The 14847-nt window shown below is 66.9% G+C and carries 13 protein-coding genes; 8 read left to right on the top strand and 5 right to left on the bottom strand.

Annotated features, from left to right (window positions below; genetic code table 11):
• Nucleotides 1-28: 28 nt before the first annotated feature.
• The 3 genes from ftsX to ftsY are packed head-to-tail and all read right to left on the bottom strand — an operon-like array spanning nt 29 to nt 2906.
• Entirely contained in the window at nt 29-1048 is a 1020-nt protein-coding gene (gene ftsX, locus PT85_RS15215; RefSeq protein ID WP_039562393.1) for a permease-like cell division protein FtsX, read from the bottom strand.
• The gene (gene ftsE, locus PT85_RS15210; RefSeq protein WP_027588746.1) at nt 1045-1713 is read right to left on the bottom strand and encodes a cell division ATP-binding protein FtsE; all 669 of its coding nucleotides are present in this window, start codon (nt 1711-1713) and stop codon (nt 1045-1047) included. The genes ftsX and ftsE overlap by 4 nt, the downstream gene beginning before the upstream one ends.
• A complete protein-coding gene (ftsY, locus tag PT85_RS15205; protein ID WP_027588745.1) occupies nt 1710-2906 on the bottom strand; it encodes a signal recognition particle-docking protein FtsY in 1197 nt (398 codons plus the stop codon). Before ftsY ends, ftsE begins: the two co-directional genes overlap by 4 nt.
• A gap of 133 nt (nt 2907-3039) precedes the next feature.
• Between ftsY and PT85_RS15200 the strand changes: the two genes are divergently transcribed.
• The 7 genes from PT85_RS15200 (at nt 3040) to PT85_RS15170 (ending at nt 12523) form a co-directional block, all read left to right on the top strand.
• Nucleotides 3040-4392: a M16 family metallopeptidase gene (locus PT85_RS15200; protein ID WP_039607142.1), complete on the top strand. Its 1353-nt coding sequence runs from the start codon at nt 3040-3042 to the stop codon at nt 4390-4392.
• Nucleotides 4389-5819 carry a M16 family metallopeptidase gene (locus PT85_RS15195; protein WP_039607141.1) on the top strand — a complete coding sequence of 477 codons (1431 nt, stop codon included), beginning with the start codon at nt 4389-4391 and terminating at the stop codon, nt 5817-5819. The genes PT85_RS15200 and PT85_RS15195 overlap by 4 nt, the downstream gene beginning before the upstream one ends.
• On the top strand, nt 5819-6415 hold the full coding sequence (gene rsmD, locus PT85_RS15190; protein ID WP_027588742.1) for a 16S rRNA (guanine(966)-N(2))-methyltransferase RsmD: 597 nt from the start codon (nt 5819-5821) through the stop codon (nt 6413-6415). Before PT85_RS15195 ends, rsmD begins: the two co-directional genes overlap by 1 nt.
• A 335-nt stretch (nt 6416-6750) precedes the next feature.
• Complete coding sequence (tssI, locus tag PT85_RS15185; RefSeq protein WP_039607140.1) at nt 6751-8820, top strand: type VI secretion system tip protein TssI/VgrG; 2070 nt, start codon at nt 6751-6753, stop codon at nt 8818-8820.
• On the top strand, nt 8817-9644 hold the full coding sequence (locus PT85_RS15180) for a DUF4123 domain-containing protein (protein ID WP_039607139.1): 828 nt from the start codon (nt 8817-8819) through the stop codon (nt 9642-9644). Before tssI ends, PT85_RS15180 begins: the two co-directional genes overlap by 4 nt.
• Nucleotides 9641-10381 (top strand): hypothetical protein, encoded by a 741-nt coding sequence (locus PT85_RS15175; protein WP_039607138.1) that lies wholly within the window; start codon nt 9641-9643, stop codon nt 10379-10381. Before PT85_RS15180 ends, PT85_RS15175 begins: the two co-directional genes overlap by 4 nt.
• Nucleotides 10382-10387: 6 nt before the next feature.
• On the top strand, nt 10388-12523 hold the full coding sequence (locus tag PT85_RS15170) for a lipase family protein (RefSeq protein ID WP_175444366.1): 2136 nt from the start codon (nt 10388-10390) through the stop codon (nt 12521-12523).
• 29 nt (nt 12524-12552) lie between these two features.
• On the opposite strand, the gene PT85_RS15165 is transcribed toward PT85_RS15170, so the two are convergent.
• On the bottom strand, nt 12553-12957 hold the full coding sequence (locus PT85_RS15165; protein ID WP_039607137.1) for a hypothetical protein: 405 nt from the start codon (nt 12955-12957) through the stop codon (nt 12553-12555).
• A 163-nt stretch (nt 12958-13120) separates the two neighbouring features.
• Between PT85_RS15165 and PT85_RS15160 the strand changes: the two genes are divergently transcribed.
• The gene (locus PT85_RS15160; RefSeq protein ID WP_052237715.1) at nt 13121-14152 is read left to right on the top strand and encodes a hydrolase; all 1032 of its coding nucleotides are present in this window, start codon (nt 13121-13123) and stop codon (nt 14150-14152) included.
• A 6-nt stretch (nt 14153-14158) separates the two neighbouring features.
• Here PT85_RS15160 and PT85_RS15155 read toward each other — a convergent pair whose 3' ends face one another.
• Nucleotides 14159-14800, bottom strand: coding sequence for a TetR/AcrR family transcriptional regulator (locus tag PT85_RS15155; protein ID WP_039607136.1), 642 nt, complete (start codon nt 14798-14800; stop codon nt 14159-14161).
• Between the last annotated feature and the right edge of the window lie 47 nt (nt 14801-14847).

Below are 14847 nucleotides of genomic sequence, written 5' to 3'. Positions count from 1 at the left end.
GCCGACCCGTCTGGCCCGGCCCTCCAGGCTAGCGGGGCGCCAGATCCCGCAGGTGCCGGGCCACCGCCAACCAGGCGCCGATATAGCCCAGCAGCACCGCACCAAGCACCAGCGATACGCCATCGGCCAGCGGCACACCGACCAGGCTGAAGTCGCTGTCGTAAAGCCCGGCTAGGCGTACCACCGCCGCGTTGAGCCAGGCCAGCCCGAAGGCCAGCACCGCCCAGGCCAGCAGGCCCGCCCCCAGCCCGTAGAGGGCGCCAAGGTAGAGGAACGGACGCCGCACGTAGCCATCGGTTCCCCCCACCAGCTTGATGACCTCGATCTCGGTACGGCGATTCTCGATGTGCAGCCGTATGGTGTTGCCGATTACCAGTAGCAGGGTCAGCACCAGCAGCACGGTCACGCCGAACAGGAAACGGTCGCCCAGCGCCAGGATGGCACCCAGGCGCTCCACCCACAGCAGATCGAGCTGCGCGAGCTCCACCCCCGGTAGCTCCGCCAGACGCTGGCGCAAGGTTTCCAGCTCGGTCTTGTCCACGGTGGACGGCGTGACCAGGACGCTGCCCGGCAAGGGGTTGTCCGGCAGCTCGCGTAGCGCCTCCGCGAGACCGGAAACCGCCTGAAAATCCTTCAGTGCCTGCTCGCGGCTGATCCAGTCGGCCTGCTCCACCTGCGGCATACCAGCGATGTCGTCGCGCAGCGTCTGGCCTTCGGCGTCGCTGACGCTCATCTCCAGGAACACTGATATGCGCGCGGCGTGCTGCCAGGTGCCGCTGAGCCGTTCGACATTATCCAGCAGCAACGCCAGCCCCATGGGCAGGCAGAGGGCGATGGCCATCACCAGGCAGGTGAAGAACGAGCCGAACGGCTGCTGCCACAGACGCCCAAGGCTGTCACGCAGACTGCCGCGATGGCTGTCCAGCCAGCCGTGCAACTGGCTGGACAGGCTCGGGCCACGGCGTACGGGTTTATCGGCGCCAGCGTCCGTACGGCGAGTGGCGCCACGTCCGGCGGGTCGCAAGTTGGGTTGGCGGTGGACAGTCATTCGGCGGCTCCATCGCCGATCAGGCGGCCACGCTGCAGGGTCAGCATGCGGTGACGCATGCGCGCGATCAGCGCCAAGTCGTGGCTGGCCACCAGCACAGTGGTGCCCAGTGCGTTGATGTCTTCGAACACGCCCATGATTTCGGCTGCCAGGCGCGGGTCCAGGTTGCCGGTGGGCTCGTCAGCCAGCAGCAGCGCCGGTTCATGCACCACCGCGCGGGCAATGCCGACGCGCTGCTGCTGGCCGGTGGACAGATCGTTGGGGAAATCCTTGGCCCGGTCGCGCAGGCTTACCCGGGCCAGCGCCGCATCCACGCGCTCGGCGATCTCCTGGCGGGACAACCCGAGAATGCGCAGGGGCAGGGCCACGTTGTCGAACACGCTGCGATCGAACAGCAGCTTGTGGTTCTGGAACACCACGCCGATCTGCCGGCGCAGGAAGGGGATCTCGGCGGTGGTGATGGTGGACAGGTCCTGCCCGGCCAGCAGCACCTTGCCCGTGGACGGCCGCTCCATGGCCAGCAGCAGGCGCAGCAGCGTGCTCTTGCCCGCGCCGGAATGCCCGGTGATGAACAGGAATTCCCCCGCTTCGACCTGGAAGGACAGCTCGTGCAGGCCGATGTGGCCGTTGGCGTAGCGCTTGCCTACCTGATCGAAGCGAATCATCCAGTTTCCTTTTCGGCGAACAGAGCGCGCACGAAGTCATCGGCGCGGAAGTCGCGCAGGTCGTCGATGCCTTCGCCGACCCCGATATAGCGGATCGGCAGGCCGAACTGCTTGGCCAGGGCGAAGATGACCCCGCCCTTGGCGGTGCCGTCCAGCTTGGTCAGCGCCAGGCCGGTCAGGGTCACCGCCTGGTCGAACTGGCGGGTCTGGTTGATAGCGTTCTGACCGGTACCGGCGTCCAGCACCAGCAACACCTCATGGGGCGCCGTCTCGTCCAGCTTGCCGATCACGCGGCGCACCTTCTTCAGCTCTTCCATGAGGTTGTCCTTGGTGTGCAGACGGCCGGCGGTATCGGCAATCAGCACGTCGACGCCGCGGGCCTTGGCGGCCTGCACCGCATCGTAGATCACCGATGCGGAGTCCGCGCCGGTGTGCTGGGCGACCACCGGGATGCGGTTGCGCTCACCCCACACCTGCAGCTGCTCGACCGCGGCAGCGCGGAAGGTGTCGCCGGCAGCGAGCATGACCTTCTTGCCGTCCTGCTGGAGCTTGCGTGCGAGCTTGCCAATGGTGGTGGTCTTGCCGACGCCATTCACGCCAACCACGAGGATCACGTAGGGATGCTTGGCGGTATCGATGACCAGCGGCTGCTCGACCGGAGCGAGCAGGGCGCCCAGCTCGGCCTGCAGCGCCTTGTACAGGGCCTCGCTGTCGGCCAACTCCTTGCGGGCGACGCGCTTGGTGAGGTTTTGCACGATGGCGGTGGTGGCTTCGACACCGACGTCGGCGGTCAGCAGGCGGGTTTCCAGCTCGTCGAGCAGGTCATCGTCGATGGCCTTCTTGCCCAGGAACAGGCTGGCCATGCCTTCGCCCAGACTGGAACTGGTCTTGGACAGGCCCTGCTTCAGCCGTGCGAAGAAGCCCACCTTGTCCCCGGCGGGCTTGACCGGCTCAGCCGCGGGCGCTTCCGGCTCAGGCTCCACGGCAGCACTGGGTTCGGGTTGCATGATCTCAGCCACCGGCTCCACGGGGACGGCAACCGGCTCGGCCTCGGGGATCGGGGTTTGCTCGGGGGCAGGCGTGTCAGCTTCCGGTTTCGCTGCGTCCTGCGGTTTCTTGCGCCACCAGCCGAACAGGCCTTTCTTCTCGCCAGCGTCGGGCTGGGGCTTCTTGTCGTCGTTGGAACCAAACATTGCCGGACTATCTCAAAGGTGCGCCACGCTCGGGCATGGCCGCCGGGAAACGGGATTGGGTATCCTAGCACCTCATCGCCCGGCGGCGTTAAACCTCCCGGGCCGCCGCACAGGTCCCTTTCAAGGTCTCCTCATGAAGCATGTGATCCTGCGCCGCGCCGCGCTGTTGCTCGGCTGCCTGTATTGGCCCCTGATGGCTGTTGGGGCAGCGCCCCAACCCACCCATGAATTCATCCTCGACAACGGCCTTAAGGTCATCGTCCGCGAAGACCATCGTGCGCCGGTAGTGGTCTCCCAGCTCTGGTACAAGGTTGGCTCAAGCTACGAGCAGGCCGGGCTGACCGGCCTGTCTCATGCCCTGGAGCACATGATGTTCAAGGGCAGCGAGAAGCTCGGCCCGGGCGAATCCTCGCGCATCCTGCGTGAACTGGGCGCCGAGGAAAACGCCTTCACCAGCGACGACTACACCGCCTATTACCAGGTGCTGGCCAAGGATCGCCTGGCGGTGGCCTTCGAGCTGGAGGCCGACCGCCTGGCCAGCCTGCAACTGCCCGCCGACGAGTTCGCCCGCGAAATCGAGGTCATCCAGGAGGAACGCCGCCTGCGCACCGATGACCGGCCCAGCTCGCTGGCCTACGAACGCTTCAAGGCCATGGCCTATCCGGCCAGCGGCTACCGGATTCCCACCATCGGCTGGATGGCCGATCTCCAGCGCATGACCGTCGACGACCTGCGCGCCTGGTACCAGCGCTGGTACGCGCCCAACAACGCCACGCTGGTGGTGGTCGGCGACGTCACCCGCGACGAGGTGCAGCAGCTGGCCCGCCGCTACTTCGGCCCGATTCCGGCCCGCGACCTCGTTCCGGCCAAGCGTCCGTTGGAACTGACCGAGCCGGGCGAGCGGCGCCTGACCCTGCACCTCAAGACCCAGCTGCCCAGCCTGCTGATGGGCTTCAACGTGCCCGCCCTGGCCACCGCCGAGAATCCCCGCGACGTGCACGCCCTGCGCCTGATCGCCGCGCTGCTCGACGGTGGCTACAGCGCCCGCCTGGCCAGCCGCCTGGAGCGCGGCGCCGAGCTGGTGAGCGGCGCCTCCGCCTGGTACAACGCCCACGCCCGTGGCGACAGCCTGTTCGTGCTGTCCGCCAGCCCCAACGTGCAGCAGAAGCGCACCCTGGAACAGGTAGAGGCAGCCCTGTGGGAGCAGCTCGACCTGCTCAAGCGCGAGGCGCCCTCGACCGAGGAACTGCAGCGGGTGCGCGCCCAGCTGATCGCCGGGCTGGTCTACGAGCGCGACTCGATCACCGCCCAGGCCACCACCATCGGCACCCTGGAAACGGTCGGCCTGTCGTGGCGGCTGATGGAACGCGAACTGGAGGAACTCGAGGCAGTGACCGCCGAGGACATCCAGCGCGCCGCGCGCACCTATTTCACCCGCACGCGCCTCAGCGTCGCCCATGTGTTGCCCGAGGAGGCCGCCCGATGAAATCGCTTGTGAGTCGCAGCCTGTGCGGGCTGCTTGCCCTGGCACTGCTCGGCGGCTGCGCCAGCGGCACCGAGCCGCGCTTGGCGTCGCTGGCCGCACTGAAGGATGAAGCCCCCGCCCGACGTGATCTGGACATTCAGCAATGGCGCACCGCCGAAGGCGCCAAGGTGCTGTTCGTCGAAGCGCGCGAGCTGCCGATGTTCGACCTGCGCCTGACCTTCGCCGCCGGCAGCAGTCAGGACCGCGGCGTACACGGCCTGGCCCTGCTGACCAACGCCATGCTCAACGAGGGCATCCGGGGCCAGGATGCCGACGCCATCGCCGCCGGCTTCGAGTCCCTCGGCGCCGAGTTCGGCAACGGCGCCTACCGCGACATGGCGGTGGCCAGCCTGCGCAGCCTCAGCGACCCCGCGCGCCGCGAGCCGGCGCTGACCCTGTTTGCCGACGTGGTCGGCCGCCCTACCTTCCCCAACGATGCCCTGTCACGTATCCGCAACCAGCTGTTGTCGGGCATCGAGTTCAACAAGAAGAATCCGGGCAAGCTGGCCAGCCAGGCGCTGTTCGAGGAACTCTACGGCGCGCATCCCTACGCGCATCCCAGCGAAGGCACCGCCCGGTCGCTGAACGGCATCCGCCAGGCCCAGCTGCGTGACTTCCACCGCCGCGCCTACACGGCCAGCAATGCGGTGATCGCACTGGTCGGCGACCTGTCGCGCAGCGAGGCCGAGGCCATCGCCGCCCAGGTGTCGCAGGCGTTGCCCAAAGGTCCGGCACGGCCCCGGACCGCCGAGCCCGTGGCGCCCGCACCCGGCCATCGGCATGTCGAGTTCCCCTCCAACCAGACCCACCTGCAGATCGCCCAGTTGGGTATCGCCCGTGGCAACCCGGACTACGCGGCGCTGTATCTGGGCAATCAGGTGCTTGGCGGGGGCGGCTTCGGGTCGCGGCTGATGGAGGAGGTGCGCGAGAAGCGCGGCCTGACCTACGGCATCTATTCCGGCTTCAGCCCCATGCAGGCGCGCGGGCCTTTCATGATCAGTATGCAGACCCGCGCCGACTACAGCGAAGGCTCCCTGGCACTGATCAAGGAGCTGGTGCGCCAGTTCCTCGCCGAGGGCCCGAGCGAAACCGAGTTGCAGCAGGCCAAGCGCGAGCTGGCCGGCAGCTTTCCGCTGAGCACCGCCAGCAACGCAGCCATCGTCGGCCAGTTGGGCGCTATCGGCTTCTACGATCTGCCGCTGGACCACCTGGAACGTTTCGTGGAAGAGGTGCAGGGGTTGAGCGCAGAACAGGTCAAGGCGGCCATGAACCGCCACCTGGATCCGGACGCCTTCGTGGTGGTCACCGTCGGCCCGACGGTGGCGCAGAGCGAACTGCCGCCGCCCACCGGGTCGACCCAGCCGCAGCCCGCCGGAGTACCGCACTGATGCGCCGACCGAACACCCCCGCGCCCAAGGCGCACGGCGGCACGGGCCAGTTGCGCATCATCGCCGGCGACTGGCGCAGCCGCCGTTTCAGCTTCCCCGACGGCCCCGGCCTGCGCCCGACTCCGGACCGGGTGCGCGAAACCCTGTTCAACTGGCTGGCCGCGTATGTGCCGGGCGCCCGGGTGCTCGACCCGTTCGCCGGCAGCGGCGCACTCTTCCTTGAAGCCCTGTCGCGCGGCGCCGGACAGGCTCTGGCGCTCGACCTCAACCCCGCCTCGGTAGCCTCCCTGCGCAGCCATCTGCAGACCCTGCAGTGTGCCGATGGCCAGGTGCAGCAGGCCGATGCGCTGCGTTACCTGGCCGAGCAGCCGGCGCAGGCGTATGACCTGGTGTTTCTCGATCCGCCGTTCCACCAGAACCTGTTGGTGCCAGCCTGCGAGCTGCTGGAGGAACGCGACTGGCTGGCCCCCGGCGCCTGGATCTACACCGAAAGCGAAGCCGTCCCCTCGGCCCTCGGCCTGCCGGCCAACTGGCGACTGCACCGCGAGAAGCATGCCGGGCAGGTGTACTACAGCCTCTGGCAGCGCCAGGCGTAACGCCGGCAGCGTGCAAGCGTTTGCACAGCGCCCGGCCGGTCCATCGCACCGGAGCGTGGCGGCCATGGCCTGCGCGCTGCTGCGCAACAATCCGCTGGGCCTGAGCAATGCGTTGCGCACAATTGAGTGCGGCCACGCGCAAAAGCCCGCCCACGCCGGCCGATGAAGTCGGCCAAGCCCTTGAACCGCGAGGGATACGGGAAGCTGGCACGCTCCTTGACTCAACTCCAGCCTGGTTCCCGAGCGATCCGCTCGGCATCCGGCGAACGGAGCGCGTGACTCCGCCCGCCTGATCGCGCCCATGGAACGGGGCGTTTCTGCGACGAGGGATAGTCATGTCGAGCACCCGCCTTTCTGTGCAACTGGCCGACCGGGATTGGCGAGTCCTCGCCTTCGAGGCCCAGGAAGCCATCGGCGAGCCGTACCGCATAGTGCTGCGCCTGGTGGCCGAGCACTCCGACCTGCCGCTGGACACGCTGCTGCGCCAGCCCGCCTGGCTCGACCTCGGCAAGGGTCGTGGCCTGCACGGCCTGGTCTGGCGCGCCACGCAAGAAGAAACCGGCAAGCGCCTGAGCCATTACCGCATCGAGCTGCGCCCGGCGCTGGCGTGGCTGGAGCAGCGCCACAACTGCCGGATCTTCCAGCAGCGCAGCGTGCCGCAGATTCTCGCCGCGCTGCTGGCCGAGCATGGCATTCAGGGCGACGCCTGCCGCTTCGCCCTGGGCAGCGAGTATCCTCCGCGCGAGCACTGCGTGCAGTACGCCGAGAGCGACCTGAACTTCCTGCAGCGCCTGTGTGAAGAGGAAGGCCTGCATTTTCACTTCCAGCACCAATCAACCGGCCACGCACTGGTGTTCGGCGACGACCAGACCGTCTTTCCGCGGCTTGAAGCCACCCAGTGCTACCAGCCCGAAGCCGGCGCTCCCTCGCTCAGGCGCTTTGGCGTGCGCCTGGAAACCCGCAGCGCCAGCGTCACCCTGCGCGACCACGACTTCAACCAGCCGCGCCTGCTGCTGGAGGCCCAAGCCTCGGTTGAAGACCGGCAAGCAGCCGGCCTGGAGCTGTACGCCTATCCGGGCCGTTTCGATGACCGCAGTCAGGGCCGCCTGCGCGCCCGCCGTTTGCTGGAAGCCACGCGCCTGAACTGCCGGCAGGCCGAGGGCAGCAGCGACCAGCCACTGTTGGCCTGCGGTCACTTCATGGACGTACGCAACCACCCGCGCGAAGACTGCAACCAGCTCTGGCTGTTGACCGGGCTGCAGCACCACGGCTACCAGCCGCAGGTACTGGAGGAATATGCCGAAGCCGACCCGCAGGGAACCGCTGGCCAGCCTGGCTACCACAACCGTTTCACCGCCATACCCTGGGACGTGCCGGTTCGCCTGGCGCCTCGGCATTTGCGACCACGCGTGCCGGCTACGCAAAGCGCAACAGTGCTTGGCCCGGAGAACGAGGAAATCCGTTGCGATGCCGAAGGCCGCGTGCAGGTGCAATTCCACTGGGAGCGCCAGCCGCAGGACTTGAACACACGCGCCTGGCTGCGCGTGGCCAGCGGCTGGGCCGGCAACCGCTACGGCGCCTGGCTCGTGCCCCGGATTGGCATGCAGGTGCTGGTCGGCTTTCTGGACGGCGAGCTCGACCAGCCGCTGATCACCGGCTGCCTGTATGACGCCGAGCACATGCCGCCCTATCCGCTGCCCGAGCACAAGACCCGCAGTGTCTTGCGGACCCGCAGCACGCCGGACGGCCAAGCGGGCAACGAGCTGAGCATCGATGATCGTGCGGGTGCCGAACAGCTCTACCTGCACGCCCAGCGTGACTGGGAGCAGCATGTGCGCCACAACCTCAGCATGCGCATCGGCAACCGACATCGGGAAACGGTGCAGGCCAACAGTCACAGCGAACGCCGGGGCGAGGAGCAGCGCATCATCCACGGCAACCGCCTGGTGGAACTCAACGCCGACGACCACCTGAGCACGCAGGGCAGCCAGCACGTGAAGCTGGGGCAGGGGCAGTTCATCGAGGCGGGCCGGGAGATCCACCTGAACGCCGGGGAAAGGCTGGTGATCGAGGCGGGCAGCGAACTGACCGTGCAGGCCGGCGGCAGCTTCATCCGGCTGGATGCCGGGGGCGTGAGCCTGGTCGGGCCGCAGGTCAAGCTGAACGCAGGAGGCAGCGCAGGACAGGCCCGTACCGCCCAACCGCGGCTGCCCACACCCCCGCAGATGGGGCAAACAGCCACAGCCGTAGCCACCCCATCCTGCTCGGCCGAGCGCCCACCGGCGCCTTCGGCACCTCCGCAACCCTCCCAGAGCCAGATGGCGGCCGCGCGGATCACGCGGGAGCTGGGCGCCAGCCGCTGCCCGGTATGTGAATCCTGCGGCGAGGGACAGTGCCAGCCATGACCACCTCGCCCGCCCACTGGCTCAGTGAACAACAACGTCTGGGCCGCGACCTGTACCTCATCCTCGACCCGCTTGCCGAGGCCGAGCTGAGGGCCAGCCGCCCGGCGTCTGGAACGAGCCTTAACCTCTATGAGGGCAGCGAGGTGTCCCACCTGGCGGCAATCGGCCCCCGTCTGGTCGGCGTGGAGGATGCCGAGGCGGATTGGCTGCTAGCCTGGCTGACGCAGCCGGAGCGGAACTGGGGATGGCTGCTCAGCGCCAAGCCGCTCGACCTCCAGCGACTGGCCGGGCACTGGACGCAACGGTCGGTGGTGCGGGAGCAGGGCCGGCATGTGCTGTACCGCTTCCAGGACAACCGCGTGATCGCCCGCCACCTGCAAGCCCTCGAGCCCGAACAGCGCCCCCTGCTGCTGGGCCCCTTTGCCAGTGGCCTGGCCTGGGACGGCCAGCGTTGGCAGCGCTTCGACAACCCCGCGCCCGGCCACTACCCGGTGCCGGGTGACGCGCCCTGGCTGCAGCTGCCAGAGCCCGGCGCGGTCGCCCAGGCCATCCGCCGCCACAACCTCGAGCAATGGCTGTGGCAAAGCCACTGCGCTGCGCTCTGCCGCCTGCTCGAAAAGCAGGACCTTGTCTCCTGGCTGGACGAACAGCTGGCCCAGGCCGACATCTGGGGCTGGCACACCAACGAAGCGGTGAAGTTTCTGCTGGCCCATCAATTGCAGCCCGCGTGGGCCGGGCACGCCGCCTGGTCACCGCGCGAAGGCGAGCTTCCCGAGGCTCATCTGGCGCGTTGCCGCCGCACCTTTTCCGAGGCCATGGCATGAACCGATACCTGTTACGCCCCCTTTGGCTGGCCCTGCTGGCTGCGCCCCTGGGCGGCTGCGGAACCCTCGGCAGCCTGTTTGCCGAGCGCTTCACCTTCGAAGGCGAACTGCCCGCCGATTTCGCCCTGCGCGCCCAGGCGCACTACTACGTCGCCGAGTCCAATTGCCCGGGGCTGGTGTCGCGCAGCCAGCTGACCAAGAGCTTCGAGACGGCGTTCCACTCCGAACCGCACGGCTACCGCTTCGCCATTCCGGTGGGTTATCGGGTGGGGATATGCCAGGCCAGGCTCGCGCGGGTCGGCCTGTACATCAAGGGGCGCTACGGCGATGAGCGCTGGCAGCAGACCTACGACAACGGCGAGCTACGCGTGGTGGATGTGCTGCCGGAAGGCGCGGCGACCTTCCAGCCTGACGGCCACCTCAACAAGCAGGCGGTGTGCGGCTGGTTGTTTCAGATCAGCGCGCTGCGCTACGACATATCCAAATTGCTGAACTGCAAGGGGGCTGGCGCGTATCTGCGGCGAGAGGACCTGCCGGGCAAGACGCTGCGCCTGGATTTTTCGGTGGATCGGCAGGAGAAGCCTTCTTATCGCAATAGCTGGATCCAATTCCCCGAAGGCTGGAAGCCCTGCCTACCCAAACCCGGTGGTTGGGTCAGCTGCCAGAGTCCTCCCGTCTTCAAAACATTTGAAATGAACGGACGAGAATGCACCGTTTACCCCAACTGCACGGAGTAAGTACGGATGCCTACACCAGCCAACCAGGTCGAGGCCTTGGAATGCCCTTTATGCAACCACTGGGTCAGTTTCCGCTTGGTGGACGAACATGGCCAAGGCTTGCCTTATGCGGGACTTGCCTACCGCCTGCAGGATAAGGAAGGCCAGAGTCATACAGGAACCCTGGATAGAAACGGCTATGCCCGAGTCGTCAATCTCTGTGGCGGCGTTTCGGTGCTAGATCTGTCTACGCCTTACACCAGTTCTCCCGACTCATGGCATGACGTATTGGCCAACAGGGAGACGTTCAATGTTCCCCTTTCAGCCTTGCAAGTCGCCGCCGAGCAGTCTCCCTTCGGCCCGCGCCATAACGGCCAGACTTATCTGGCCAAGGAGCGCGCGGTCGCCGAAGGCGCCAAGTTCTTTCGAGTGGAAGTCAGCGATTTCGTCGAAGCGGCGGCGCATCTGCCGGACCCGGACTCCGGATGGGCCCCCAGGCCACCGAAACTGATAAACGCCACAGACCAGCAGCAGTTAGGCGTTGATCTGGAGCCCAATCGACATCACGTACTGGAAGTAAAGGCCTTACGCGCCTACCGCCCACTGCTCTCCCGGGACAAGGCTTTCTGTGCATTGAACGCCTATCACCTGGCGGTGATGAGCACCTTCGTCTATGCCCCGTTCAGCAAGGAAGCACCGTTCGGCACGCCGTACCAATCCGCTCCACCTCCTTACAAGGAGCCCGGCAGTATTGGTCACGTGCTGCGCGAAGGCCTGTCATGCGGAAAGCGGCCGACTCAGTTCAATACCGCAGGGCCGTATCACCTGTTGTATGAGGAAGTTCCTTATTCCAAGCGCCTGGAGGTCATGCCTTACGACCCCAGCCGTTACCGGGACGAGGCACTGCGAGGCTGGAATAACCCGGAGGATGTGCATTTCCTCTACCACGAGGACAGCGGAACTCAGGGGTTCATTACCCACAGCGACCGGGTGATCTTGATCTCCATACGTGGCACCCAGGGCCTCAAGGACATTCTGACGGACCTGGATGGCCGCCAGGAACCATTCAGCGGGGGCGTGGGGCAGGCACATCGAGGGTTTCATGGCGGCTTCAAAGCTGCTCAGGCCTTTGTGCAACGCTATCTGGATGCGTTTTATCACCCCGACCACAGCATCATGGTCTGCGGCCACAGCTTGGGCGGCGCCATCGCCTTGTTACTCGCAGAGTGGTTACGGCGGGAACCGAAACAACCTCAAGTTCAGCTCTACACTTTCGGTGCTCCCCGTGCCGGCGACCGGACCTTCGTACAGGGCGCGCAGGAGCTGATTCACCACCGCCTGGTCAACCACAACGACCTGATTCCGGGCGTACCCACTCCATGGCTGGATGCCGAGTGGAAGTTGCTGATGGCGGGCACCGCAACCCTGCATCTCTCCCCCCTGGGCGGGGTCACGCTGCTGTTGGCTGGACTCCTCAACCTGGAGGGTGACCCTTACGAGCACCATGGCGAGCAACGGCATTTCATGCCCCGCAAGAAGGACGCCAGGAGCGAGGCCTCGATACTCTGGCAACCGGGTTGCGAAGCCCTGGAAAGCCTGACCTGCGCCCAATACGCTGGCCTTCTCGACTTGCAGGGCGACATGCCGCAACGCGGACAGCCCTCCCTGGCGGAACACTCCAGCGATACCGGCTACAGTCGGGCGGCTCTGACCACCCTGCTGCGCTGGACCGCCAGCCTGGAGCGGGACGGCGAACTGTTCAGCCGAGAGGAAGCCGACGACCTGGCCGAGCAAGTTAAGGCGCTCGAGCGCGCACTGGCGGACTGGAGGCCTGGGAGCTACCTGCAGTTCCGCCGCGCAGTCCGCTTGCGACAAGACCGCCGCTTCTACAACAAAAGCGAGGAGGAGCTGCGTCGCCTTTACAATCAAGGCGTCCTGCTGGCCAGCCAGCTGGCCCACAGCCAGCGGCAACAGCTAACGCGCACCCTGCTGCGCCTGCAGACGCAAGGCCAACGCTTGATTACTCCGCAGGCCGTGTTCGGCGAATTCGCTCAGCGGCCCGATCTACCGGAGCTGGTTTCGCAGTGGCGGGCGGCGAAGGAGAACCACCATGCCGAGCGCTTGGCCCGCTTGCCGGTGCCGCAAGAGCGTGCCTACGGGTGACTCCGGAACGCCTATGCCGCCCCAGGGGCTCAGTAGAACGCCACCACCTGCCCATCCCGATCAAACCCCAGGAATTGGCCAATGCTGCCGCTCTCAATGGCGGCCACCATCTGCTTGAGCGGCTGCTCGGCCGCGTCGCTGGAGGGCGCGACGCCACCGCGCCCGGAGAGGCCGGCGACCAACACCAGGTCCCAGCTGATGCCGGTGCGAGCGGCCTCGTCGCGCAAGGCGGGGAAGTCGGTCAGCTCGGCGGGCAACTTGTCCACACAGAGCACCGGGCGCAGGTTGCCACCCGCGCCGGCCTCGAAACGGCGACGCTCCTCGGCCGTGGCATCGGCGGGCAGCTCCGCACTGACGAACACCATCAGCAGACGTTGCGGCTGTGCCTGCTGCTCGGCGGCGCGCAGCAGATCGGCAAATTCGACGATATTCATGCAGGAAATTCTCTTTGGAAGCGGGCAGCGAGACTCTAGCATCCGGCCCCGACCGTCCCCATCTCTCCAAAGACATAGACCGCCGCGCCGACAACCGCGCTTCCCCTCACTCCGCTGCGCTTCTACGCTGAACTTCCGAGCACGAACGATTCAAGATTCCGACATGCACCCGTTCCGTCCCGCCTGGTGGCTACCTGGCCCGCATCTGCAGACCCTCTGGTCGCCGTTCTTTCGTACACCACCGCAACTGGCGCGCCAGCGCGAGCGGCTGTGGCTGGCGGATGGCGACTTCCTCGATCTGGACTGGCACGGCCCCCACGATGCCCGGGCACCGTTGGTGCTGGTGCTGCACGGACTGACCGGGTCGTCGTCCTCGCTGTATGTGCTCGGCTTGCAGCAGCGCCTGGCGGAGCAAGGCTGGGCGAGCGTCGCGCTGAACTGGCGGGGCTGTTCCGGCGAGCCGAACAGCCTGCCGCGCGCCTATCACTCCGGCGCCAGTGACGACCTGGCCGAGGTTGTCGCCCACCTGCGCGCGCAACGGCCGCTGGCTCCGCTTTACGCGGCCGGCTATTCGTTGGGCGGCAACGTGTTGCTCAAGTACCTGGGCGAAAGCGGCAGCGACTGCCCACTGCAAGGCGCGGTGGCGGTGTCGGTGCCATACCGCCTCGACCAGTGCGCGGACCGCATCGCCCTGGGCTTTTCACGCGTGTACCAGCGCCACTTCATGCAGGCCATGCGTGCCTATGTGCAGACCAAGCAGCAACACTTCCGCGAACAGGGCCTGCAGGAACATCTGCGGTGCCTGGAGGCACTCGGACCCCTCACGCAGCTGCGCACCTTCTGGGACTTCGACGGCCGGGTGACCGCGCCGCTGCATGGCTTCGCCGACGCCGCCGACTACTACCGCCGCGCCTCCAGCCGTTACTACCTGGGCGGTATCCGCGTGCCCACGCTGCTGATCCAGGCGGAGGACGATCCTTTCGTGTTTCGCCACAGCCTGCCGGAGACCGGGGAGCTGTCCCTTACCACACGCTTCGAGCTCAGCCGCCAGGGCGGGCATGTCGGTTTCATCGAAGGCACGCCCCGCCAGCCCGACTACTATCTGGAGCGGCGCATTCCCGCCTGGCTGGGCGAAGTGCATGGGCGCGCGCAGGCACCCGAACGCCTGCCCAGCGCCAGCGAGCGACCTGCCTGACCCTGCTCAGGCGGCCAGCAGCCGCTCCATGTACGCCTGCACCGCCTCGCGAAACCCATCGCTCAGGTAGCCTTCTTCCAGGGCAAGCAGCTGATAGAGCCCGCGCCGCAGCTCGGCTTCATCCAGGCTGGCCGCCGACGCCGTGGTGCACAGGTAACGCACCCAGGACGTCGACAGAATCCAGGCGTTGAGGGCAAGCGCGTCCACCTGGCGCGCGGTCATGCACAGGATGCCGGCATCGACGAAGCCCTGATAGACGTGCCGGGCGTGTTCCAGGCTCTGCGCGGCGAACGTCCGGTAGCGCTCGGCCAGCTGCGCGTCACTGTCCAGCAGGTGTTCCAGGTCGCGGTGCAGGAAGCGGTAGCGCCACATGGCATCCAGCAGCGCCTGCAGGTAGCCGGCCTTGTCGTCCAGGGTCAGCCCGCGCCCGGTGGGCACATGCAGGAAGGTCCGCACCTCCTGCTCATAGGCGGCGAACAGCTCGGCGATGATCGCCTGCTTGTTGCGGTAGTGGTAATACAGATTGCCCGGCGAAATGCCGAGGTGGGCGGCGATGTGATTGGTGGTAACGCTGCGCTCGCCCTGGCTGTTGAACAGCTCCAGGCTGGCCTGGACGATGCGCTCGCGGGTGCTGAGGGCTGGTGACATGGCGGACTCGGTAGCAAAGCGGTCGGGCTACGTTACACCGTCCGCAC

The sequence above is a fragment of the Pseudomonas flexibilis genome (genome assembly GCF_000806415.1).
In the GTDB taxonomy this organism is placed as follows: Bacteria; Pseudomonadota; Gammaproteobacteria; order Pseudomonadales; family Pseudomonadaceae; genus Serpens; species Serpens flexibilis.
The sequence above is the reverse complement of the archived record's forward strand: the minus strand, read 5'-3'. Positions and strand labels throughout refer to the sequence as shown.

Coding starts and splice junctions, on each gene's coding strand:
- ftsX (WP_039562393.1), bottom strand. CDS start 1,048: ATGACTGTCCACCGCCAACCCAACTTGCGACCCGCCGGACGTGGCGCC.
- ftsE (WP_027588746.1), bottom strand. CDS start 1,713: ATGATTCGCTTCGATCAGGTAGGCAAGCGCTACGCCAACGGCCACATC.
- ftsY (WP_027588745.1), bottom strand. CDS start 2,906: ATGTTTGGTTCCAACGACGACAAGAAGCCCCAGCCCGACGCTGGCGAG.
- PT85_RS15200 (WP_039607142.1), top strand. CDS start 3,040: ATGAAGCATGTGATCCTGCGCCGCGCCGCGCTGTTGCTCGGCTGCCTG.
- PT85_RS15195 (WP_039607141.1), top strand. CDS start 4,389: ATGAAATCGCTTGTGAGTCGCAGCCTGTGCGGGCTGCTTGCCCTGGCA.
- rsmD (WP_027588742.1), top strand. CDS start 5,819: ATGCGCCGACCGAACACCCCCGCGCCCAAGGCGCACGGCGGCACGGGC.
- tssI (WP_039607140.1), top strand. CDS start 6,751: ATGTCGAGCACCCGCCTTTCTGTGCAACTGGCCGACCGGGATTGGCGA.
- PT85_RS15180 (WP_039607139.1), top strand. CDS start 8,817: ATGACCACCTCGCCCGCCCACTGGCTCAGTGAACAACAACGTCTGGGC.
- PT85_RS15175 (WP_039607138.1), top strand. CDS start 9,641: ATGAACCGATACCTGTTACGCCCCCTTTGGCTGGCCCTGCTGGCTGCG.
- PT85_RS15170 (WP_175444366.1), top strand. CDS start 10,388: ATGCCTACACCAGCCAACCAGGTCGAGGCCTTGGAATGCCCTTTATGC.
- PT85_RS15165 (WP_039607137.1), bottom strand. CDS start 12,957: ATGAATATCGTCGAATTTGCCGATCTGCTGCGCGCCGCCGAGCAGCAG.
- PT85_RS15160 (WP_052237715.1), top strand. CDS start 13,121: ATGCACCCGTTCCGTCCCGCCTGGTGGCTACCTGGCCCGCATCTGCAG.
- PT85_RS15155 (WP_039607136.1), bottom strand. CDS start 14,800: ATGTCACCAGCCCTCAGCACCCGCGAGCGCATCGTCCAGGCCAGCCTG.